A 22,424-nucleotide genomic window follows, 5' to 3' on the forward strand; every position below is an offset into this window, starting at 1 on the left:
CCAATATATGAACCCCAAAATTAATCGCCTAGCGCAGACTAGGCGCAGGCTAACTGAGGAACCACGTCGCTAGCATCATGGATTGAGGACAGGCACTCACCACGTATGAGCTGTCCGTTCACATCGATAGTCGCGCTATTGGACTGAGGTACGAAAGAAACGAGGCGACCGCGTGCTGTCTGGTAGGGCGTTACCATAACGGTGACAAATTCGCCTTTGACAGTTTTAATTTGCATTTGATCACTCCAGTGTTTCGCGCAATCGAACACGTCCAACTTGGGAATATCATAGCCCATTCAAGCGGCCACAATGCAGTGCACCTTTGGGCTCAAACCACCTCTTTAGATACATCCGGGCCCTCATGGTTAATTGCTCCGCGCCCAAAGCACCCCAAAACCACCGCATGATGCAGGCAAATGCTAGGCTGAAATCGTATTGCGGATTTGCTCAGCGCATGCGTCGAGCGTCGCTTGATCTTTCGCTTTAGCCGCGCTTTCAGCTTGAGCAAGAAACTGGCTAAGCGAATTGAACCCGACAACAGCGGTCGAGCCCACCGCGTAGTGAATTTTATCGACGCGCGCATCCCAACTGCTGCCCGGATCTGTCATGACTTGCAATGCATTCTTGGCGTCTGCAAGGCTTTGAGATTTCAGCTCGCGCGCGGTATCTGGATCTAGAAGATCGATAATGCTTTCTTCTTCATCCGCTTCGTCTGTCGCCTGTAAATGCTTACGTGTTGCAGCCAACAATCTCTCTGACGTGAGCGGCTTTGCGAGCATGGCATTCATACCCGAATCTGTCTGTTTATCGTGATCCGTTGGGATCAAGGCAGTCACCCCCAAGATCACTGTTTCAGCAGAACGTCCACTAGAAGCGCGGATAATACGGGTTGCGTCATGCCCGCTCATCCCGGGCATGTTTACGTCCATCAAAATAAGGTCGTAAGCCACTTTTTCTGCAGCATCTACCGCCTCAAAGCCCGACGTCACGCACTCAGGACTAAGCCCCAATCGCGACACCATTTCGCGCAAAACGCTACGGTTAACCGCGTTATCATCCACGATGAGAACGTGCTTTTTGCCGGACACTGCATTCTCAACAACTGTTTCTGCCTGCGGCATCGATGCGCCAGGTGTTTCTTCTTGTGCCGTGTCCATCTCAAGGTGGAGCGAAAAGCTAAATCGGCTGCCCTGACCAAGGGCGCTGCGCAGTTCGATCGTGGAGTTCATCTGCGCCAAAGAGTGCTTCACAATGGCCAAGCCAAGGCCCGTACCCTTGGCATTTTCATCGGCAAAAGACGTGGCAGTTTCAAACTGCTCAAAGATGCGAATTTGATCTTCGACAGCAATACCAGAGCCTGTATCTTTCACCACAATATTGAGACGCCGCGCACCCGGCGTGTCCCCCTGCATGGCGATCAGCTCAATTAAGATGGCCCCGTTTTTCGTGAATTTAATCGCATTGCCAATCAGGTTGTACATGACCCGCGAAAACGAGTCCGGCAGACCAATGAAACGTGCCTCAGCCCCATCACCGGAAAACGAAAATTCGATTGACGTACCGTTGGCGGTGGCAAGCGGCGTCAAAGACTTGCGGATATCTCGGATAACCCGGCAGGGGCGGAAGGGATGCTCTCGCTCTTCCATCTGGGTCGTGCGGGTGTGATCCAAAATACCATTAACTTGTTCCAGCGCCCGGGTGCTACATTCACGGGCTGTTTTAAATAGCTGCTGGTCAGCATCGCTCAGGGACGATGTCTGGATCATATCCATCGAAGCAATCAGGCCATGAAGCGGCGTCCGCATTTCGTGGCTCATGGTGGCAAGAAAACGACTTTTGGCATGAGAAGCTTCCTTGGCCTCATCCCGAGAAGCCTTCAATTTCTCCTCAGCCTCCAACTTTTCAGAGATATCGAGCAGGTAGATGATATAAATATCATTGCCTTCGACATCTTTTTGCCACGAGCCTGATAACTCAACAGGAAAGGCGCGATATTCAGCAGTTCGGGCCTTCAACCGGATGGGATTTGTATCTTTAGCGTCTCGATAGGCAAAAAATTTCGGCAAGCTATCGCGATCGATAAAGGCGTGGATGAAATCCACCCCAATCAACTCTTTTCGATCGCTACCGAAATGGGTTTCCGCTGCATGGTTGCATTGGACAATCATACCATTGGTGTCGAGGAAAATGACAGCCGATAAGGCCGTTTCAATTGCATTATTGACGTTGGTCGCTGCCATTTCGATCCTGCGATTGCGATTTTCAAGATCGCGCCATAAACGGATAGCGAGTATGCAGGACAGTAATACAAAGCCAAGTATAGTGAAGAGCTTCACATAAAAGCGCTGGAAAATTTGATGCTCAACTACTCGAGCATTGGACGCTACTTCCCCCAAAGACTGAATTCCGGCTGTCGTCAGACGACGAACATCCGCACCCAAGGCCTTGGTCGCCTGCACCAAAGCATCAATGTCAGCGGAAGTCGGGATCTCTATTGCATCAATTAAATCGGCAACGTCGTCTCGATACGTCTCAACCCGTTGCATTTGCCCGCTAATCTCATCAGGTTGGCCGACGCGCTTAAAAGTGGCGCTGATAACGGAAACTCGACTGTAGAATATATCGAATGAACGCCGAATATTCTCCATTTCCGCTGATGTGATTTCCGTACCAGCGTCCGATGTCTCAACCAATGGCTCGAGTAAGGCGAGGTGAAAGCCTCGATAGTCGACATCGAGCTGAGAGATATTCCAACCCAAGTTATCTGAGTCAGCGAAAGCCAGAGCATCGAGTTCAATTTTCATCGAACGCGCAGCTATAAAAAGGATAGCAAATGCGGCGAGAAGAAACGTCAGGAGCAGCAATGCCACCCCTTGACGCATGAATGTCCGCCGCATGCGAAGTTTAAAACTCATTTCAGTCCTTAATTTTCGGCGTCTCGCTCAATAGACACAAGCTGCCAAATACTTTGCGCGTAAATTACCTCAGACTGATACTTAGCATCAACATCGTATGGGTAGACAAGCCAATAAGGACCTTTTTCGCGCCTACTGATAGGCTCACCGTTCATCAAGGTAGCGACAATCGGAGCATTGTCCTCAATCTCATCGACAGACACTTGGATCGCATAGTCATTAATTGCAGTCAGCGTCAATTGCAGTCAGCGTCAGCTGCCCGTCTGAGATACCCGCCTGATCCATCAAGGACCGCAGCGAAGGACCAGAGAACGAGATCGTGCCATCCGTCCAAATCGTCGACGTCTCAAAAGACACCTGCGGCAACGCGTTCAGCGTAGCGGCGTTCATTTCCAAGACTTTTTCGCCATTGGTAACTGTCAGAACCGCATCGGCAGACGCTGCTGTCGTGACGGCAGCAGCAAACAAAGGCGCGAGGAAAAGGGAGGCAAATCGGAAGTGCTTCATGGGATAACCATTCGTTTGAAATATTTGATATCCAAACTAATAGATACTTCTTGCAGCAATCTCACAGTATCTAACGATAAATTAACTGATCATCGGATATTTTTGATCAGATGGACTGTCACAATGGCGGGATGTCACTATTGTAGCGCTAAAGTAGCGGCGAAATATTGACACCGCTAGGCAGTACAATGTGTGGAATGTCGCATACCCTTCAAGATGTTGGAAGGTATCGGCGGTCTGTCCGAATATGAAAAGTGAACGGGATGACGATGTTGCAAGAACGAGCTTCGGAACCGAACGATACAGGCTCAACGTTGAAGTTGGCCATCGCAGATGATCACAAGCTGCTCGCGGACGCCGTCGCCTCGATGCTGCGCAGCGAGGGTACTTTTGACGTCAGTTCTTGCTATGACCTCGACAGCCTTTTGAAATTATTGGGCCAAGACAACTACGATGTTGTGCTGTTGGACCTGCGCATGCCCGGCATGACCGGACTTAATAGCGTGGGCCAAGTTGTCAAAGCCGCTCGTGACGGGAACGTTGTACTATTCACCGGGCAGATTGACCGCCATGTTTTGGATAAGGCTCTTGCCCTTGGTGTGCGCGGCCTGATTGCTAAGACGATGCCACTGCGGTCGCTTGGCAGCATCATTGAACTGATCAACTCCGGCCAAATCTTCGTACCCGTCGGAACCGACTTTCCGGGGTCTTCGACCACAGACGCCGACAACCACGGGCTGAACGACAAAGAGATCTACGTCCTGCGCCTTGCTGCCGACGGTATGACCAACAAGGAAATCGCCCGCGCGATGGGCGCGACCGAAGTGATCGTGAAAATGCACATGCGCGCGATTTGTAAAAAGCTCGGTGCCCGCAACCGTGCTCATGCCGCGATCATCAGTCGTGAACGGTCATTGCTCTAGTCCCATCACGAAGCAGGCAAGCCGATTGAGCGCTGACCCTATCTGTCGGCGTTCCAGGCCTCCATCAGCGATTCCATATATTCACCAGTCTTATTGAGGCTGGCGATTGCCGCCTCCATGCGGCCAAATTGAACATTATACCGCTCCGTCAACGCGGCGGCCTTGTCCTCGATCGCTGTCAGTTGATCTTCAAAATCTTCCAAGTCCTGTGCCAACTCGGTTTCCCGCCGCGCAAGCATGCCCCCAGCACCCACCAATTGGTCGCTATATTCGGCCATCATGTCCGCAAGGCTGATGCCATAGCGGACCGTGGTCGACATCGCGGCAGCACTTTCAAGTGTGATGCGCATCCCATAGGTGTCACCTTCGCTCGAACTTAGGACCGGCCGACCCTGCGCATCTGAACTTACATTCATCGATGCACCATCTAGTGTAGCGGTCGCGGGGGATGTCGACGGATCATACTCCAACGCGTAGTTGCCCGGCTTTGGCGGCGCGAACGACAACCCTGTAACGGTCAATCCAGATTGATCCGACCCGAACTGCGTCGCAAAAAGTGCCTGCGCAATATCTGGGTTCTCCTCCATCACTCGCTCGAACCGATCCTCGTCCAAACTTAAGGTGCCGTCCCGTTCTGTCATAATACCCAATTCAGCAAGGTACACAGGCTCGGCCCCAAAGCCAGGAATCGGCCGCGTCGTGATCCCGCGAATTTTACCAAGCACCGACTGGGCAGCGATATCACCCGCCAGCGGCCCAGCCTCTGCCCCGTTTAGGCCACGCTGCGTGGCTGTGTTGAGATAAGATTTCAACGCATTCACCTCACCGAGGAAGGAGGTGATCCGCTCACGGACCGAACCACTGCTTTCACTTGAGGTCAGCGTCGCGGTTCCGAGCGAGTTAACCGTCACACGGTGCCCGACAAACAGATCGTCCACGACGTTCGAACCGCGGGTGACGGCCACACCGTCCACAGTAAAGTTGGCGTCCGTTGCGGCACTCGTCGTCGTCGATACCCCCAATGGGTTTTCATCTGCATCGCTGGTACCTTGACTGCCATCTGCGGTCAGCCCGAGGGCGGCCTCAATGGCAGTGATGGATGTGGCATCCAATCCATTTTGAGTTCCATCTTGCGATTTGACGATCAACGCCATGCCATCGCCCGTATCGATCAAGGACACGGTCAGCCCCTCAATCTCATGCAATTCACGCGCCAAGCCATTCAACGTCGCATTATCGCTGGGAACCGAGACAGAGGCCCGATCATCCCAACCAGGCGCAGACACCGAAAACGATCCCGCCTCAATCGCAGAACTGCTGTTGGTGCCTTGCGCGAAACGGAATGTTGTGACCTGCGGGGACGCCAATGTCGTGACCTCAACAACCGCGGAAACATCTGCCGCAATCGCCTCTTGGGTGACTTCGATGGACACCGCGCTGGTAGTGGACGAAGCAGAACGCGACGCGGTCTCTGCGGCCCGAGTCATTCCCGCCTTGAACAAACCGATCTGTGAGGACAGCTGCCCCATTGCAGAAATCGAGGTATTTGCATCCTCAACTCGGCGCTCTGTCAGGACCCGCTCACCGCTGGTTTCTGCTTCAACAAGGCTAGAAGCAAGGCTTTGCAGTTGCAGCCCACTGCCATTTTGACTGAGCGCAGACAGAATGTCGGGTTTGATTTCAGCCATAACACACCTTTTTCACTACAAATATTAACGTCCAGAACCATTCAAAGTTTAGTCGCTGACTACAATTCCTTGCTACATTTGAAACTGCGCGCGCTTGCACGCATAGCTGCGCAGCACACCGTTTCTGGTCACCGTCACACCGCCGGTTTTGCGATTGATAACCAATCGGTCGCGGCCCCATTCCACGATCAAACGATCCCCTCCGTATTGAGAAATCGTTGCACGTGTCGGCTCGGCCCCATCTATGACGCCGCCTTCACCAATCGCGATATCTTGGAATGTCAGCTTGTTGAACGGCGCCTGCGTCGCTGAGCAATCATAGGATTCCTGCTCAAACCGGGTCAGGCTTGCGCAGTCTCGCAACGAGCCTGCCAGCAGGACACTCGCGAACGAAAAAACAACAAGTGTGGTGTGCATCCAGATACCTTTCTGCGCCTAGTCCGCCGGTTTCGCATCATCGGTTTCGGGAGGAGCACCGAGGGGATTCTCCTCCGCATCACTGCCCTGATCCTCCGGCTTCTGCTCGGCGCCGTCTTCCTCAACAGAGGGCATAAGGACGCTAATCCCCTTGGAGACCAACTCTTCAGCCTTAGCGGCAGCGACGGCAAACACCGCACCTTCGGGTAGGGTAATGCCTTCGTGCTCATAGCTTTGCAGCAACTTGATCTGTGCCAATTGTTCGCCTTGGGCGATAGGTTGATCTTGCTCTTCACTTGGATCTTCGGGGGGGGCAGAAGCCTCACTCACTTCCGGCTCCGGCTCTGATTCCGGCGGCGGTGGAGGCGGCTCTGGCTTGGCTTTCTGCTCCTCTAACATCGCGCCCAATGTCAGACCTTCATCCACCGAACGGCCCGATTGGCAAGCAATTGTCCGCGCCCGCAATACCTGTATCCGTGTCGTCAAAATCGCAAGCCGCGTCGCAGGATCCGTGGTCTCCGCCAGCAACCCCGACAAAACGCCCGCAGCCTTTAGCGCTGGCGTATCCGCAAGGAACGCATGCACCCGCTCGCACAATGCATCCGCCTGACGCGCAAGCGTTTTTGGGCTGGGTTGGGGCCGCGCTTGATAGGGCGCCAATGTTTTTTTCGACATTTTCATCTCCGCCGGAGGTTTGGCACTCATCTTGCAAATCTCGGACCAGAAAAGGATGCCCGTGGTCGAAAAATCATGAATGCACTTAAAGAACATATCTCTTTCCAGGCGTCGGCCTTGGCGTTGCGTGACAAGCGCAACACGATGCTGGCGTCAAACATCGCCAATGCCGCAACACCTGGCTACAAGGCGCGCGATCTGGATTTTGATCGGGAAATCGCACGCGAAATGGGCCAAAGCCCCGTGCGCAAAACGGATACGCGCCACTTCGATAACTTGGTCGGGGTTGGCGCGGATATGGTCCAATATCGGGAGCCCCTGAACCCATCGCTTGATGGCAACACGGTTGAGATCTCGGTCGAGCAGATGGAGTTTTCCGAAAACTCTCTGCGCTACATGACCACGCTCACGTTTCTCAACAGACGCATTTCCGGTCTCATGACCGCGATTAAGGGGGAATGATGGCGGAGCTTAAGAACGTTTTCGACATCGCAGGACGGTCTATGGCCGCTCAGATGGTGCGGCTCAATACGGTCGCGTCCAACATCGCGAACGCCGACGCCCGCGCGGGATCGGCCGAGGGCGCATATCGCCCCCTACGCCCCGTATTTCAGACCGTTTTCCAAGATGGCATGCGCAACGCACAGCGCGCCTCGGTTGAGGTTCGCGATGTTGTCGCCCTGAACCGAGACCCCCAGCGCGTGCACGAACCCGGACACCCGTTGGCCGACGAAGAAGGCTTTGTCTACGTCGCCCCGGTCGATGTGAACGAAGAGCTGGTCGATATGCTAGAGGCCAGCCGCCAGTACCAAAATAACCTCGAAGTGGTCACGACGCTTCGCACGCTGATGGTGCGCACCGTGAACATGGGCAAGTCGTAGGAGATTAAGCGATGGACGTGAACAACAACAGCCTAAGCGCGCAAAACGCACTGCTTTCCAAGCTGGGGATCAGCACGACCGAAGCGAAAAATGCCGAGCCAAAGGATGAACTGGGTCAGGCGGATTTCCTAAAGTTGATGACGGCGCAGCTCCAGAACCAAGACCCCTTCGCCCCCATGGATAACGGTGATTTCATCGCCCAGATGGCGCAGTTTTCGTCCGTGGCTGGGATCAGCGACATGAACCAAACCATGACCAGCATCTCGGAACAAATGGATCAGTTTCGTGTAGCTTCATCCGTAAATATGCTGGGCCACTCTGTGCTGGTGCCCGGCAATATCGCCCGCGCTGACGACAACGGAGAAATCCACGGCGTCATCGACCTAGAGCGGACCTCGCTCGCGACGCAGATCAATTTCGCGGACGCCGAAACCGGCGAAATGTTACACTCAATTGATCTGGGCAGTCAGGCAAGCGGCATGTCCGGTTTTGCCTGGAAAGACCTGCCAGAGGCCTATCGCAACGGCGCGCGCAGTGTGCGGATGGATGTTTCGATCAACTATGGTGACGGGCCCGAAAGCCTGACGCCGAATGTCTTTGCTGACGTCATTGGCGCCTCCGCTACCGGCGCTGGCACCCTCGAAGTCGAGGATTACGGCAACCTCAGCACCGCTGATATCCTGCGCTTCCGTCTGTAACGACTGCGCCGATTTAAAAATAGTTTTGGGAGAGAAACATGTCTTTCTATACCGCTTTGACCGGCCTGAATGGCGCACAATCCGATATTTCCGCGACCTCCAACAACATTGCGAACGTTGGCACCACGGGCTTCAAACGCTCACGGGCGGAATTCGGTGACATCTTTGCCACCTCGCCCTTGCAAAACAGCACATCGTCGATCGGCTCTGGTGCGATCCTCAAGGGAGTGAAGCAACAGTTCACCCAAGGGAACATCGCATCGTCGCTCAACGCGCTGGACATGGCGATCTCGGGGCAAGGGTTCTTTGCCCTCAAGCCAAGCCTGACCTCGACCCAAGTCGTCTACACCCGCAACGGCTCGTTCAACGTGGATAATAACCGCAACGTTGTGGACAGTTCAGGCCAGTTCCTGCTGACCTATCCAGTGAACGAAGACGGCTCTGTCACCGCCAAAGACATCGACAGCGCCGTGCCCTTGCGGCTGCCAGTCACCTCAGGTGATCCACAGGCGACGACGATGGTTGATCTGGCCGTCAACCTGCCCGCCAACGCCGAAGTTGTCACCACTAAGGACAAGTTCGCAGACGGCTATACGTTTGACCCCAACGACTCCGAGAGCTTTACCAACTCGACCTCGTTCACAATCTTTGATGATCTCGGCAACCCGACCATTGCGACCGTGTACTTCATCAAGACCCAAGGCTCCTCGACCGAAGACCCCACCAACAAGTATGAAACACGACTGGTCATTAATGACGAAGTGGTCGCCCCCGACCTTGTGCCCGCGGTGAATGACAAAGGCAGCCAAATCTATATCGATCAATTCGGCAACCAAACAACGTCGGTACCTGATCCCAGCTACTTTGACACCGGGCGCAGCGCCCCGCTGTATAAGCTGGACGAATTGCGCACCCGCGTGCCATCGCAACCTGCGGCTTTATCCGGTGAAACCAGCGGCTTTGATTTTGGCGACGAAGGCACCCGTGAAATCGAAATCGTCACCAACCCCATGCTGTTTGGGGCCACCCATGAGGCTGATCCTGCCAATCAGGGCGTCTATTGGGGCAACGATTTCCTGCTTGTAAACATCGACGATGGCACCCGCCCCGTTAGTGTCGACATCCGTGCCGGCAGCTATAACGCCGAAGAACTTGCCGCCGAAGTTGAGCGTGCGATCAACGAAGCCTACGACGATGAGAAAAAGGTCGAGATCCGCAAGGGCGCGGAGGACCAAATCAACATTCAGATGTTCACCGCTACTGACGAAGGCGACGCGATTGTACCGAGCAGCGTGTCTATCGACCTGTTGGAGCCGAGCTTTGTGTCGACCCAAGCCGGAATTGACGTTGCCAACCTGACTGCGCCCAACTTTGAGTTGGACACATTCTTGGCCCACGCGCAGGCGCGGATCAATGATGCCCTGAACAGCGAGTTGGGTGAGAACACGCCAGCGGTTCCAAACATCAAAGACAACCAGTTTGCAAAGATCACCACAACGACCAAACTGACAAATCCACCCGAACTGCCGCAGTCGTTTGAATTTGAATACACGACGCGGGACTTGGGTGTGACAGGCCTGACCAATACGTCTGAGTTGTGGGAGTTTGACTACTCCGAAGGGAAGTTCACCGCGACTGCCGTGGCTGATGCGACGCAGACTGGCGATAAGACCCTGACCTTCGCCATTGATGACCGCGATGTGGTCGTGACGATCCCCGCGAACGGCTTGAACTCATCGGCCGACGTTCTTGCCTTGATCGAGGCTGAGGTGAACAAGCTGATCTCGGTGCAGCCCGGATCAGCGGACATGACGTTTAATAGTGATGGGTCACTTGTTGTGGCCCGCGCAAACACCACCCAAGCCCAAACGCTAACGCTGGATGCATTTGGCGTGTCCCTGTCGGTCGAAGCTGACGCGAATGAGACAGATGCCGACGTTGCCGCCAAGATCAAAACGGCGTTGCAAGACGCAGGTATTTTGGGTCTTTCTGTGACAACGGACCGTAACGACGCCACCACTCTAAAAATTTCCGGCCCCAAAACGGTGCACAGTGAAATCAGCGGCACGAACCTATCGTTCGCCGTCAGCGAGCAACGCTACCTTGCGTACAGCAACCTCGATAATCGGCCATCCGTCAGCACATTCGGGCGCCAAAGCAGCGTCGCTGAGGACAACACCGTTCCCACAATCGAATATGACGCCGAAGCAGATCGGCTCTCGATCACGATGGACTCTGTCGCGGGCTTTAGCGCGGGCGATACAATCATGTTGCTCGGCGCTGATCCTGAGGCCGCTGACCTGAACGGCCGCACGTACCGGATCACGTCCGTAGTCGGCAACGTGTTGCAGGTCGCCACCGGCGATCTTGGTCTGCCGGATGAAAACATCTCTGTGAATGTCGATGCGAACACACCCTTTATCGTGCTGTCGGATCCCGCAAAGGACGTAGAAGCGTTCTTTGAAGGCGAGGACCTCACGGTTGATGGCTCGCCGCTCAGCTTTAACAACCAGCGGATCGTTCTGCGCGAAACCGATGCCGCCCGCCACGCTTATACGGACGTTAACGTCGACGGCTCCGGCAAAAGCGTGTTTGGCACATTCTCCGCACAGCTGACCGGCACCGATAACCCCGGCACAGCGGATTTTGGGCTTAGCAACTCGGCCATCGAAATGGAGTGGGTGGATGAGCGTAATCCCCCCGTGAAAGTGCAGTACGATGCTGCAACCCAAAGCATTGTGTTCAAAGTGGACCACACCGCGCTTGGACCCGGTGGCGCGATCAGCGATGTCTCCGCTCTCCAGATTTCCTCTGGTTATGCCGATAGCATCAATGGCGTAGGCCTTGCAGGCACCACCAACGCAAGCAAAGTCAGCATCACTGCCGCAACCAATGTCATAGGTGAGCCGTTTGTGTTTGACGGCGGCGTTGTGGGCAGCGGCCCGGATCGGTTTGGCGCAAAAGTCCGCTACGACCGTGATACCGGTGCCTTTACCTTTGAAAGCGGCACAACCGGCAAAGAAGTTCGGGCCAACAAGGCGATGGGTGTTGAGACAGACCAACAAGCATCCAACATTCAGGTCGGACGGTATGAAATCGACTCCGCGACCGGTCTTGCGATTGTGGGTGATAACACCGTCGATATCACCTCACGCGTGCTGGCGGACGGCAACAGCCACGTCATGGGCGTCGGTTTTGGTCGCAACGTCAGCTTCCGTGAAGGCACCGGCCTAAAGTCTGAGCCTGCGATGGCCGTTGGCGGCCCCGCTAAAGACCCACTAAACAGCCAACCGATTTTCCTGAACGCCGCAAACCGCGAGACGACCTTTAACGTGTCGGTCAACGGGGTGAACGCGATCATCGAAATCCCCGGCGGCAACTACATTGGGACAACACTCGCCGAACTGCTGGAACAGCGGATCAACCAAATGCGGGACCCCGAAACCGGCCAAACCATCGGCGGTGTGACTGTCAAATACCAACCTACCGAGAACAACTTTGTGTTCACCACCGGCACGACAGGCGACACTTCGACCATTCGGATCAAGGGTCCGGTCAAGCTGGGCCTGGATGACGTGCCACTGGGCGTGGGCAGCGTCCCGACGATTGCCAATCTGGTGCAGGCCACCAACGAAAATGGCATCCCGTTGTTCGTCAATGAACGTGGAGAGATCGTCGACTCCGAGCCCGATAACTTGGTCGAAGATTACTATCCGCTTTACCTTGATGAGGGTGAGCTGACGTTCGACAAGACCGGTAAGTTGATCAGCCCACAGGGCCTGACGCGCTACGAGTCCCAAAGCGATACGTTCTCAATCTCGCTGGACATTGACTACAGTGCGTCCTCCCAGCTCGCGACGCCGTTTGCCGTGAACAACCTTGAGCAAAACGGTTTCACCTCCGGCCGCTTGGACGGGTTGAGCATCGATGCCACCGGCCTTTTGCGCGCCAACTACACGAACGGTCAAAACAAGCCCTTGGGCAAATTGGTGCTGGCGAACTTCAACAACCAAAACGGCCTGAAGCAGGTGGGGAACGCAACGTTCGTTGAAACCGCATCCTCTGGTGAGCCATTGATTGGTGAGGCCGGGACCGAGGGATTTGGCTCTATCCAGTCCGGCGCGTTGGAACGTTCAAACGTGGATATCACCGAAGAGTTGGTGAACCTGATCACGGCGCAGCGGAACTTCCAGGCGTCTTCTAAGGCGATTGAGACCTCTACGCAGCTAACCCAGACGATCATCAACATCCGGACGTAAATCATAGGGCTCGCGTACAGCGCGGGCCTTATTTCAGGAAAGAGCAGTCATGGACCGTAATATCCACATCGCGCTGAACAACATGCGCAATGTCTCGACTGAACTGAGCGTAAATGCCCAGAACATGGCGAACTTGAACGTTCCGGGCTACCGGGCTGACCTGTCCGTCACGCGTGAGGCAAAGTTTCTGGAAGCCTTTGATCAGTTCCGATCGCGGGTCTTCAGCCAGCAAAGCGACGGCGCGCTGTTTTCCTCAGAACAAGGTGGCCTGCAAAGCACCGGTGAGACGATGGATGTAGCGATCCGTGGCGACGGATATTTCTACATTGCCCCCACCGCCGGCGGTGATGCTGCGCTTTCGCGGCGCGGTGATTTTGGGTTGGATGCGGACCGTTTTGTAATCGATGGCGCAGGCAATCGCCTACTGGACACCGAGCTGGAGCCTATCCAACTGCCCGATGCCCGCCGCGTTGTGATTGAGGAAACCGGCCAAATCCAGCTAGAGCTGCAGGGCCTGCCCGAGGGCACATTTGTCCCCGGCCCGATCATTGCAACCACAGTTGCGGAAGACACCCAGCTGATCAAATCCGTGGATGGGCACATCCGTCCCGCAGCCCCCGGCGGCTTGCCAGAACCTGATCAGCGCGCGCGCCTGTCCCAAGGTTTTTTGGAAAACAGCAACGTTAACACCATCACTGCGCTGGTGGAAAACATTGAAAATCAGCGACAATTTGAAATGAGCGTCAAGTTCATTTCGGTGGCCCAAGAACTTGACGAAGGCACCAGCCAATTGATGCGCCTGCCCAACGGTTGATGGATTAGTTTCGCTGCTCCGGTTCAGTTTGGCACATCAGTTGCAAACCTAGACTGAACAAATAAACAACGGAGTGGCAAATGTCGTCCAACGCCATGCACGTCGCAAAGACGGGCCTGAACGCGCAGCAAACGCGGATGCAGGTCATTGCCAACAACCTTTCAAACCTGAACACCGTCGGTTTCAAAAGCGATCGCGTTAATTTTGAAAGCCTGCTCTATCAGGTCCATCGTTCTGGTGGGGATCAAACGTCAGAGGGCACGCAGTTGACCTCTGCGTTGGCGATCGGGACGGGTGTGCGCGCGGTTAACACGCAAAAGCTCTATTCGCAGGGCGGCATGGTGAACACCGACAACTCGTTTGATCTTGCGATTGACGGTCAGGGTTTCTTTCAGGTGCTGATGCCGGATGGCCGGGTCGGATACACACGGAACGGGTCGTTCTCACGCAGTGCAGAAGGGACGCTTACAACGGCCAGCGGCTATGTGGTGCAGCCCGAAATCCAGATCCCCGATGACGCACTTGAGGTAAACATATCGCAGGACGGCATCGTCTCGGTCCGTTCACCGGGCCAGAACACACCACAGGAAATCGGCCAGCTGACACTTGCGGTTTTTGCCAATCCACGTGGGTTGCAGCCCGTGGGCGAGAGCTTCCTCGTTGAGACCGCTGCAAGTGGCCTGCCCACTGTCGCCACACCTCAGGCACAAGGTATCGGTAAGCTGATGCAAGGTTCTCTTGAATCGTCGAACGTGAACGTCGTCCAGCAACTGGTCGAGATGATCGAAACCCAGCGCGCCTATGAGGTCAGTTCCAAGGCAATCTCATCATCGGATGAGATGATGCGCTACATCTCGAATAACCTCTGAGGTCCGTAATGTGCACTTTGTACAAACTCGCTATCGTGACCTGCCTTTGCGCCGTCGCCGGGTGTTCCACCTATGTGGAAGATCAGGCCTCGCGGGCGTATTACCCCGTTATGCCCGAGCCGACAGGTCGGACCAGCCCCGCAGATGGCGCTATTTATCACCCCGGTGCCACTGGCCTATTCGCGGTCGAACAGCGCGCCTCAAAGGTAGGTGATGTCGTGACCGTCGCGCTGGATGAATCGTTCCAAGCGACCAAGTCCCAATCCGCCTCGGCCGATAAATCCGAAAACATCTCAGCACAGCTGCCCGGTTTTCTAAAGCTCACGGATCCGTCTTTTGGGTCGCAACAAACCTTTGAGGGCACTGGCGCCGCTGAGCAGTCAAACTCCTTTACCGGGCTTGTGACAGTCAGCGTTGTTCGGGTTTTGGGCAACGGCAACCTAGAGGTTCTGGGCCAAAAGAAGCTAACGCTGAACAACGGTGACGAATATGTCCGCGTCAGCGGGATTGTGCGCAGGCGCGATATTAGCCCTGCAAACGTGGTTAATTCTAACCGTCTCGCCAACGCAGAGATAACCTACATCGGTGCCGGAGATGTTGCGGACACATCCAAACGCGGCCTCTTCTCCAAGGTCTTTAACGCCTTGAACCCGGTTTAGGGGCTGCATCGATATGCGCGCCCCCTCTTTTCTCCGGCTATGCCTTGTGCTCATCGCAGCGCTTTGGGCCAGTGTGGCCAGTGCGGATCGGATCAAGGATCTGGCCAGCGTTGCAGGTGTGCGCAGCAACCAATTGGTCGGCTACGGGCTGGTCGTTGGCCTCTCGGGCACGGGCGACGGAGACTTGGGGATCACGCTTCAATCGCTGCAATCCATGGTCTCTCGTTTTGGAATGGTGGCCGAGCAAGATGCCCTAGACGGGGTGAATGCAGCCGCCGTTATTGTCACGGCTGACTTGCCCGCCTTCGTAAAACCGGGGCAGGAGTTGGATGTTACTGTCTCTACTCTTGGCTCTGCCGAGTCTTTGCGTGGCGGCACGCTTTTGATGACACCCTTGCTTGGCGTTGACGGCGAAACCTATGCGATTGCGCAGGGAAATCTCGTGGTTGGCGGCTTGGGCGTATCGGGTGAAGATGGCTCCTCCCTGACGGTGAACGTACCGACAGTTGGACGGGTGCCACAGGGGGCGACCGTCGAAAGGATGGTCGAAAACCCATTCATTACGGGCGAATACCTTGTCCTTAACCTGCACCGTGCAGATTTCTCAACCGCTGCGAATGTGGCCGAGGCGATCAATGTCGTCTTTGGGGGCGAGACCGCAGTGCCGATTGATGCCTCGTCCATCCGAGTGCTGGCCCCAACCGACCCGTCGCAAAAAGTCTCCTTCGCGAGCCTGATCGAACAGGTCGAGGTTCAGCCCGCAGCGCCGCCCGCGCAGGTGATCGTCAACTCACGCACAGGCACCGTTGTTATCGGCGGCAACGTCAGCGTGACACCCGCCGTGATCACCCACGGCAGTTTGACGGTCCGCATACGTGAGGACGCGCAGGTCACCCCCACGTCTGAGACGATCATTAACGACAACACCATTATCAACACGCCTGCAGCGCCCATCATCACCCCCGACACCGGGTTGATTGTGGACGAACCAGAGGCCCGCGCCTTTTTGTTCGATCCCGGCGTGAACCTAAGCGACGTGGTCGATGCCATCAACGCAATTGGCGCCACACCGTCCGATCTGGTCGCGATCCTAGAGGCCCTCAAGGTCGCGGGTGCCCTGCGTGCTCAGTTGATCATTATTTAACCGGACCCCGGAGGCGACCCACATGACAACCATCAGCGCCTCTGCCCTCAAGCTCGCCGTTGGGCCAGCCGCACAAGCTGACGCCCTACAAGCGCGCCAATCCAGCGGCCAACAGCAGCTGAGCGAGGTCGCAGAACAATTTGAAGCTTTGTTCGTCCAATCCATCCTGTCGAGCGCGCGTTCCGCACAACTGGCCGATCCATTGCTAAACAGCGGCGGCCTAAAGACGTTTAACTCTATGCTGGACCAAGAATACGCGACCGCGCTGTCCAAGCGCGAGTCCCTCGGAATTGCTGATGCACTTGTGCGGCAGTTCGAGCATCGGGTTTCAAACGGGGACGACTGAACATGGCAAGCCTGCTGGATATCGGCCGTAGTGCAATCCATGCGCAACGAGAGGCGCTGAACGTCACCGGCCAGAACATCGCCAATGCAAACACCGAAGGGTACCGCCGCCGCGACGCAACGCTGAGCGAAGTTTCGGGCGTGCAAAGCGAGCTGACCTCATTGACGGCGCAGACCGGCATGGGCGTGCGTTTGGACGACGTGCGGCGCGCCTACGACTCGTTTTTGACGGACAGCAAACGCGCAGCGGCGGGCCGGTTCGAAAGTTCGGATGCATTTGTGACCAAGCTAGAGCGGCTAGAAAACAGCATTCTACCCAATGATGGCGATCTGGGCGTCGCGATGACTGCGTTTTTTGAAACGCTTGGACAGGTCGCGGCACAGCCCGGCGATTTGGCTGCCCGCGCCGTAGCGATCGACATGGGGCACACCGTCAGCAACGCGTTCAACACAACCGCATTGCTGCTGGGCGATCTGGCTGACGGCACCGCGAGTGAAATCGAGACGCGATTGGTCGGCGTGAACCAGAACCTTGATGCGCTTGCGACCCTGAACGGGCAATTACAGGCGTCGAACCTTGGCGGCTCACCACCCAATGCCCTTTTAGATGAGCGTGACAGGCTGATCGACAATCTCTCAAAGATGGTCCCGCTGAGTGTCACGATAGGTGAGCGGTATGAGGCCGAACTGCGGTTAGGCACATCTGAGGCGGGGGCGTTGATCCTGCGGGGTGAGGACAGCAAAACGTTAAGCGTCGTGCGGTCCGAGCAAGGCAGCATCATGTTCCGGATTGGGTCAGGGCAGATCGTGCCGCAACTTGAAAGCGGCGCTTTGCGGGGTTTGGTCGATGCACATGGCACGACCAACCGGGCACTGTCGGAACTGGACACGCTTGCGCGGTCCTTCACCGCAAAGATGAATACCCAGCATGCACAAGGCATTGATCTGGAGGGGCAGCTTGGCAAGGAATTGTTCACTGCCGCCAGTTTTACCCCGCAAGCCAGCCAAACCAACCAAGGCACCGCCGAGGCCGCTATTCGCTTGGTGCCTGGGCGTGCAGACCAGTTGCAGCAAATGTCGATGCAGTTCAACGCGCGCACAGATCAATGGACGCTAGCGGATGACACCGGCAACGTTCTGGCCACCGGCCGCTCCAAGATTGAAGCCAACGGCGCGGTCATTGACGTAACCGGCACCCCAAAAGACGGCGATAAAATCGTGTTCGAGCGCGCGGCAGGCGACGCCTCGCGGATCAGTTTTCTATTGCGCCGACCAGAGGAAATCGCCGCAGCCTCGACAGTGGCGATTTACCCCGAGACATCAAATTTGGGCACGGCCAAACTTGAGACATTTCGCGCTGCGGATGCGGGATCGGGTGTGCCTGCCCTAACGGATGTACTGGCCAACAATCTATCCCCCGTAGCTGCCCAAGACTTTTTGCGCGGCGGCGTCGTGGGTAGCATTCCGCGTGGCACCACGGATATCAAACTCGCAAGCCTTGCGACGCAAACCACCGCAACCGTATCGGCCACAGAAGGCGCGGATATCGCTGCAATCACGCTGGTGTTGGACGGTGAGAGCTATAGCTTTGCCCTAGACCCCCAGACCGTCAGCGCAGACAGTTGGCAGTCCGGCACCGAAATCGCGGAATACCTGAATATGGGTGTGCTCGCGACGGCAGATGGGCAAACGATCCGCGATCTTGGGTTAAGCGTGTCCGGGTTTGAAAGCGGGCTTTCGCTGGCCTCAGACGGGTCGCGGGTTTTGACAGCAATGACTGCTGTGTCCGCCGAAGGAAACACGCTGACCACCGATGTGCAGTTGGGACAAGCCGCATCCGAATTGCGGATATTCACCCGCGAAGGCCGCCAGATTTCCGGCCCGCCCCTGGCCCCGAACGAGGTTGAGCGGTTCATAACCACCGGCAACGGATTTAACGCTGAGGCTGAGTATCGTGCCGATTACAGCACACTCAGCAGTGGGACCGGCTACCGTGGGATGGAGATCACGCAAAGCCGCACCGGTGCTGAGCCAATGCAAAGCGGGCTGAGCACTGTGTCCACCAGCTTGGTCGGTTTGCGCGGCAGTAACGTAGGCCTGATCTCAACCGACAGCCGCGTGAATAATACCACAGACCAAACGCTCAGACTGCAAATGTCCGAAGGCTACACCCGGTCCCTGACAATTCCAGCAGCCGTGGATGCGGCCTATGTCGCGGAAATGGCCAACGCTCAATTCGCAGCCGTCGGTGTATCAGCTCAGGCGCAAACCGCGGTTCGACTGACGCTGGAAGAGCTCGGAAGTGGCGCGGTTGAATTTGACCTCACAGGGCGCAATGGTGACCCGCTGAACATAAGTGCACAAGTGAGCAGCGGCGATCTGAGCGCGCTGGCCGACGCGATCAACAACCGCAGCTATGAAACCGGCGTGCAGGCACAACTGTCTGCAACACCCGGCGCGCTCACGCTTATCCAAGCAGATGGTTTCGACATTGGGCTGAGCAATGCGTCCACCACGGATGTCGCCGTTCAGGCCGCAGCTCTTGGCCAAGACTTCAAGCCGCTTCCCCTCGACGATGGTGACCCGCCCGAAACTGCAATCGCGTTAAGCGGTGATCTGCGGATCAGTGGCACGGTCCAATTCATCAGCAGCCAAGAATTCACGCTTAGCAGCGACCGTACGGGTGAGGTCGGGCATATTATGACCTCAGCCACCGATCCGATGGTCGGCGGATTGGTTCAGCGGGAATTCAGTGACGGTGGCACAGAAGCCGCATTGAAATATAACATCGATACAGTCCTCGACGGTGCAGGAACCAACGCCGACGGCACACGCACACATGCGCCATCTGCGCGGTTTGAGACCACATTAATCTTGGCCGATGGGACTGTCTTTGACGCCAATGTACCCGGTGGCGCGATACCTTCGGCCGAAGGGGGCGCACTGGAAACCGCAAGCCAAATGCGCGCGCAAGCGCCTGTGCCGATGTTGCTTGGCGCCTCAATGCCTTCTGAGAGCTTTCCCGATGTGGGCACAAGCGCCAGCTTTATGTTAGGCGATGCCGAATACACTTTGACACGCATCGCACAGACAGACCCTGCGCGCGTCAGCCCCCTCGATTTTGAGGTAACCGGCCCCGAAGCGGACCGTATTGCGACAACGCTTGTCGGCGAGGACGGCGTCTATGCCCTTTCGCTATCGGTGGTGGGCGGGCATTTGTCCGGGCAAGGCTTAACGCCAGTCGCCAATTCAACCGCAGCCGCATTTGGCCTCAGCACAGTACAATCAAGCGCATCCGTTCAGGGTCGCGCCATTTCTGCTGACCTGAGCGACGGCACCTATGCAATCGACCTGACGCTTGAAGGTGCCCCGCATAGCATCAATGTCACCGCTCTAAACGGCGACCTCGACATCAGCGTGCCGCTCAGCTTGCAAGGGCGGCTCAGAGTAGACCTCGGGACAGACGCGACAGGCGCAACCACGCTATCGCTGCGTGCTGACCGGGCCGGTGTCGGCACAATCGCCATCACCCCAAGCGAGGACGCCAAAACCCTTGGTTTCAAAATCGCACAGGCCGATTTACGTGTTGAAGATGGCGTTCTACATGCCCGCAGCACCGATGGTTCCGCGATGGATATCGTGGCCGGTGGAACCAGTGCTGCCAGTTCGTTTATCCATCTCAGCAACATTCCGGATGAAGAGTTGATTGTCATCATGGGCGGTGAAGGCGCGCGGCGTCTTGCCGGGCAGTTCGACGTTGGCCTGGTTTTGGCCGAAGCGGAACGCGCGCCGGAGCATTTCCGCGTTGAGATGATTGATGCCGCAACGGGCCGCGTTGAGCTCTTTGATCGGGCGTCTGGCGCTTCCATCGCGACGCGCACCTCCAACGGTTTGGCGCGGTTCAATATTTCTGGACAAGACATTGAGCTGTCCGGGTTTGCCGACACTGGCGATGCCTTTAACCTTTCGACGGCCCAACGTTCTGCCGGGAATGCACAAAACATGGATGTGCTGGCATCATTTGGCCAACAACGTGCCGGTGAAACCAGTTTTCAGGATGAATTCCGCACGATTGCCGCCGGGGTTGGAGCAACACTAGAGGCCGCGCGCTTGACCCGCCTGTCCAACGAGGCTGTCCATGAGGCCGCCGTCGCCGCCGAAAGCGAATTTAGCGGCGTTAACATGGACGAAGAAGCCGCCAAACTGATGTCACAACAGCAAGCCTATCAAGCCGCCGCGCGTATCCTGCAAACTGCGCGCGAAATGTTTGATACGCTCCTGCAAATCGCCTGAGGATCGCCATGACAGTCTCGACCAAGATGTTCGCGGATCAGATGTTGAACCGCTTTTCCCAGCTGAACGAAGAGATCCAGTTGCGCCAAACGCAGGTCTCAACGGGCAAGGAAATTACCCAAGCCTCGGACAAGCCGATTGAAGCTGTGAAGTTATCCGCAATGGAAGAGCGGGTGACGCAATTGTCTGGCTTTCAGCGCAACGTCGCCACCGCGCAGGAGCGGCTAACCATGGCGGATACGACGCTGGAAAACGTCGACAACATTATGACCCAAATGCGCGAGCGGGTGATTGCCGCCAATAACGACACATTCTCCGAACCCGATTTGGATGCCATTCGTGTCGAAGTCAGCGAATTGCGCGATGCGTTGGTTGGACTTGCGAATACGCGCACACCGGATGGTCAGGCGTTGTTTGGCGGGTATAACACCGATCTGCAGCCCTTCCGAGAAGGGCCGGACGGCCACGTTAACTATCTTGGTGATGGCGGGCAGCATACGTTGGCGGCGTCAGAAAGCATGCGATTGCCAACCTCAGTGAACGGTGGCGAAGTGTTTATGCAAATCTCGACCGACGCAGGATCACAAAGCCTGTTCGATATTGTCGATAGTTTCATCGCGGCATTGTCCACTGCGGCGACCCATGAGGACACTTTGGTCGCCACTGAGAGGGAGGGCATGTTTCTGCGCATCAACGCAGATCGCACACCGCGCGACCTTTCGTTTGTTTTGTCCGGGCCAGAGGGAAGCGCCTCCATCACAGTCCCAGATGTCGTGGATGGATCACATTCGGGCGTCGCAGATGCCATCAATGCGCGTACTTTTGAAACCGGCATCACGGGAAGCGTTAACGAGGGCCGACTGAAGTTAACGTCCACCACTGGGGAAATCTCACTCTCAGATCTTGCGGTAGAAGGTGTTGATCTTGCGGCCAAAGAACCAGCCTTCACCATCACAACCGGAGGGGACCCCGTAGTAACGATGGTGCCCAAAGCCCAGACACTGTCCGCGCAACTGTCCAAAATTGTAGACGCAGGCCAAGACATCGCCATATCCCGCACGACTGTCGGCGCCCGATTGCAGCGCGCCGAAGTCCAAGAGGAGGTTTTGGCGTCCCGGTCCGTGACGCTTGAATCTCAGGTCAACGAAATGTCCGCAGCTGATTTGGAGAAAGTCATAACCGAACTGCAATCGCTCTTGATGACGCAAAACGCGGCCCGTCAGGCCTATTCCCAAATCGGACAAACGACATTGTTCGACTATTTGAAGTGAATAAGCAGCCAATCCACGTTTTGGCATGACATCTGCAATATCATCTCGATCGAAATGAGAGGAATT

The 22,424-nt window shown here is 56.1% G+C and carries 17 protein-coding genes; 12 read left to right on the top strand and 5 right to left on the bottom strand.

Features of this window, described 5'->3' with window-relative positions; genetic code table 11:
• Positions 1 to 419: 419 nt before the first annotated feature.
• Entirely contained in the window at positions 420 to 2,915 is a 2,496-nt protein-coding gene (locus THS5294_RS05855; protein WP_058122988.1) for a hybrid sensor histidine kinase/response regulator, read from the bottom strand.
• Between the two features lie 219 nt (positions 2,916 to 3,134).
• Positions 3,135 to 3,422: a hypothetical protein gene (locus tag THS5294_RS18530; protein WP_058122990.1), complete on the bottom strand. Its 288-nt coding sequence runs from the start codon at positions 3,420 to 3,422 to the stop codon at positions 3,135 to 3,137.
• Positions 3,423 to 3,685: 263 nt separating this feature from the next.
• Here THS5294_RS18530 and THS5294_RS05870 point away from each other — a divergent pair, with 263 nt between their 5' ends.
• A complete protein-coding gene (locus tag THS5294_RS05870; protein ID WP_233486416.1) occupies positions 3,686 to 4,345 on the top strand; it encodes a response regulator transcription factor in 660 nt (219 codons plus the stop codon).
• 38 nt (positions 4,346 to 4,383) lie between these two features.
• Here THS5294_RS05870 and fliD read toward each other — a convergent pair whose 3' ends face one another.
• The 3 genes from fliD to THS5294_RS05885 all read right to left on the bottom strand — a co-directional run bounded on the left by fliD (position 4,384) and on the right by THS5294_RS05885 (position 7,125).
• Positions 4,384 to 6,033 carry a flagellar filament capping protein FliD gene (gene fliD / locus THS5294_RS05875; protein ID WP_058122991.1) on the bottom strand — a complete coding sequence of 550 codons (1,650 nt, stop codon included), beginning with the start codon at positions 6,031 to 6,033 and terminating at the stop codon, positions 4,384 to 4,386.
• Between the two features lie 72 nt (positions 6,034 to 6,105).
• Positions 6,106 to 6,450, bottom strand: a complete 345-nt coding sequence (locus tag THS5294_RS05880; protein WP_058122992.1) for a hypothetical protein — start codon at positions 6,448 to 6,450, stop codon at positions 6,106 to 6,108.
• 18 nt (positions 6,451 to 6,468) lie between these two features.
• A complete protein-coding gene (locus THS5294_RS05885) occupies positions 6,469 to 7,125 on the bottom strand; it encodes a hypothetical protein (RefSeq protein ID WP_072936765.1) in 657 nt (218 codons plus the stop codon).
• A gap of 75 nt (positions 7,126 to 7,200) precedes the next feature.
• On the opposite strand from THS5294_RS05885, the gene flgB reads away from it, so the two are divergent.
• From flgB to flgL, 11 genes are all read left to right on the top strand, one after another.
• The gene (gene flgB, locus THS5294_RS05890; protein ID WP_058122994.1) at positions 7,201 to 7,587 is read left to right on the top strand and encodes a flagellar basal body rod protein FlgB; all 387 of its coding nucleotides are present in this window, start codon (positions 7,201 to 7,203) and stop codon (positions 7,585 to 7,587) included.
• On the top strand, positions 7,587 to 8,006 hold the full coding sequence (flgC, locus tag THS5294_RS05895; protein WP_058122995.1) for a flagellar basal body rod protein FlgC: 420 nt from the start codon (positions 7,587 to 7,589) through the stop codon (positions 8,004 to 8,006). The genes flgB and flgC overlap by 1 nt, the downstream gene beginning before the upstream one ends.
• Positions 8,007 to 8,017: 11 nt before the next feature.
• The gene (locus THS5294_RS05900; protein ID WP_058122996.1) at positions 8,018 to 8,704 is read left to right on the top strand and encodes a flagellar hook assembly protein FlgD; all 687 of its coding nucleotides are present in this window, start codon (positions 8,018 to 8,020) and stop codon (positions 8,702 to 8,704) included.
• Positions 8,705 to 8,742: 38 nt separating this feature from the next.
• Positions 8,743 to 12,963, top strand: coding sequence for a flagellar hook-basal body complex protein (locus THS5294_RS05905; protein WP_058122997.1), 4,221 nt, complete (start codon positions 8,743 to 8,745; stop codon positions 12,961 to 12,963).
• Positions 12,964 to 13,012: 49 nt separating this feature from the next.
• Positions 13,013 to 13,777, top strand: a complete 765-nt coding sequence (locus THS5294_RS05910; protein ID WP_058122998.1) for a flagellar hook-basal body complex protein — start codon at positions 13,013 to 13,015, stop codon at positions 13,775 to 13,777.
• A gap of 80 nt (positions 13,778 to 13,857) precedes the next feature.
• A complete protein-coding gene (gene flgG / locus THS5294_RS05915) occupies positions 13,858 to 14,646 on the top strand; it encodes a flagellar basal-body rod protein FlgG (RefSeq protein WP_038005453.1) in 789 nt (262 codons plus the stop codon).
• A gap of 8 nt (positions 14,647 to 14,654) precedes the next feature.
• Positions 14,655 to 15,305 carry a flagellar basal body L-ring protein FlgH gene (locus tag THS5294_RS05920; RefSeq protein ID WP_058122999.1) on the top strand — a complete coding sequence of 217 codons (651 nt, stop codon included), beginning with the start codon at positions 14,655 to 14,657 and terminating at the stop codon, positions 15,303 to 15,305.
• 13 nt (positions 15,306 to 15,318) lie between these two features.
• Positions 15,319 to 16,449, top strand: a complete 1,131-nt coding sequence (locus THS5294_RS05925; RefSeq protein ID WP_058123000.1) for a flagellar basal body P-ring protein FlgI — start codon at positions 15,319 to 15,321, stop codon at positions 16,447 to 16,449.
• Between the two features lie 22 nt (positions 16,450 to 16,471).
• Positions 16,472 to 16,795 (top strand): rod-binding protein, encoded by a 324-nt coding sequence (locus THS5294_RS05930; RefSeq protein WP_058123001.1) that lies wholly within the window; start codon positions 16,472 to 16,474, stop codon positions 16,793 to 16,795.
• 2 nt (positions 16,796 to 16,797) lie between these two features.
• On the top strand, positions 16,798 to 21,087 hold the full coding sequence (flgK, locus tag THS5294_RS05935; RefSeq protein ID WP_058123002.1) for a flagellar hook-associated protein FlgK: 4,290 nt from the start codon (positions 16,798 to 16,800) through the stop codon (positions 21,085 to 21,087).
• 8 nt (positions 21,088 to 21,095) lie between these two features.
• Complete coding sequence (gene flgL / locus THS5294_RS05940) at positions 21,096 to 22,358, top strand: flagellar hook-associated protein FlgL (protein ID WP_058123003.1); 1,263 nt, start codon at positions 21,096 to 21,098, stop codon at positions 22,356 to 22,358.
• The last annotated feature ends 66 nt before the right edge of the window (positions 22,359 to 22,424 follow it).

Source organism: Thalassobacter stenotrophicus (assembly GCF_001458315.1).
Taxonomy (GTDB): domain Bacteria; phylum Pseudomonadota; class Alphaproteobacteria; order Rhodobacterales; family Rhodobacteraceae; genus Thalassobacter; species Thalassobacter stenotrophicus.

Excerpts from the sequence above, each read along its gene's own strand:
- THS5294_RS05920 (WP_058122999.1), top strand. The coding sequence starts at position 14,655 with ATGTGCACTTTGTACAAACTCGCTATCGTGACCTGCCTTTGCGCCGTC.
- THS5294_RS05885 (WP_072936765.1), bottom strand. The coding sequence starts at position 7,125 with ATGTCGAAAAAAACATTGGCGCCCTATCAAGCGCGGCCCCAACCCAGC.
- THS5294_RS05925 (WP_058123000.1), top strand. The coding sequence starts at position 15,319 with ATGCGCGCCCCCTCTTTTCTCCGGCTATGCCTTGTGCTCATCGCAGCG.
- THS5294_RS05880 (WP_058122992.1), bottom strand. The coding sequence starts at position 6,450 with ATGCACACCACACTTGTTGTTTTTTCGTTCGCGAGTGTCCTGCTGGCA.
- flgB (WP_058122994.1), top strand. The coding sequence starts at position 7,201 with ATGAATGCACTTAAAGAACATATCTCTTTCCAGGCGTCGGCCTTGGCG.
- flgC (WP_058122995.1), top strand. The coding sequence starts at position 7,587 with ATGGCGGAGCTTAAGAACGTTTTCGACATCGCAGGACGGTCTATGGCC.
- THS5294_RS05930 (WP_058123001.1), top strand. The coding sequence starts at position 16,472 with ATGACAACCATCAGCGCCTCTGCCCTCAAGCTCGCCGTTGGGCCAGCC.
- THS5294_RS05900 (WP_058122996.1), top strand. The coding sequence starts at position 8,018 with ATGGACGTGAACAACAACAGCCTAAGCGCGCAAAACGCACTGCTTTCC.
- THS5294_RS05905 (WP_058122997.1), top strand. The coding sequence starts at position 8,743 with ATGTCTTTCTATACCGCTTTGACCGGCCTGAATGGCGCACAATCCGAT.
- flgG (WP_038005453.1), top strand. The coding sequence starts at position 13,858 with ATGTCGTCCAACGCCATGCACGTCGCAAAGACGGGCCTGAACGCGCAG.
- fliD (WP_058122991.1), bottom strand. The coding sequence starts at position 6,033 with ATGGCTGAAATCAAACCCGACATTCTGTCTGCGCTCAGTCAAAATGGC.
- THS5294_RS05855 (WP_058122988.1), bottom strand. The coding sequence starts at position 2,915 with ATGAGTTTTAAACTTCGCATGCGGCGGACATTCATGCGTCAAGGGGTG.
- THS5294_RS05910 (WP_058122998.1), top strand. The coding sequence starts at position 13,013 with ATGGACCGTAATATCCACATCGCGCTGAACAACATGCGCAATGTCTCG.
- THS5294_RS18530 (WP_058122990.1), bottom strand. The coding sequence starts at position 3,422 with ATGAAGCACTTCCGATTTGCCTCCCTTTTCCTCGCGCCTTTGTTTGCT.
- flgK (WP_058123002.1), top strand. The coding sequence starts at position 16,798 with ATGGCAAGCCTGCTGGATATCGGCCGTAGTGCAATCCATGCGCAACGA.
- flgL (WP_058123003.1), top strand. The coding sequence starts at position 21,096 with ATGACAGTCTCGACCAAGATGTTCGCGGATCAGATGTTGAACCGCTTT.
- THS5294_RS05870 (WP_233486416.1), top strand. The coding sequence starts at position 3,686 with ATGACGATGTTGCAAGAACGAGCTTCGGAACCGAACGATACAGGCTCA.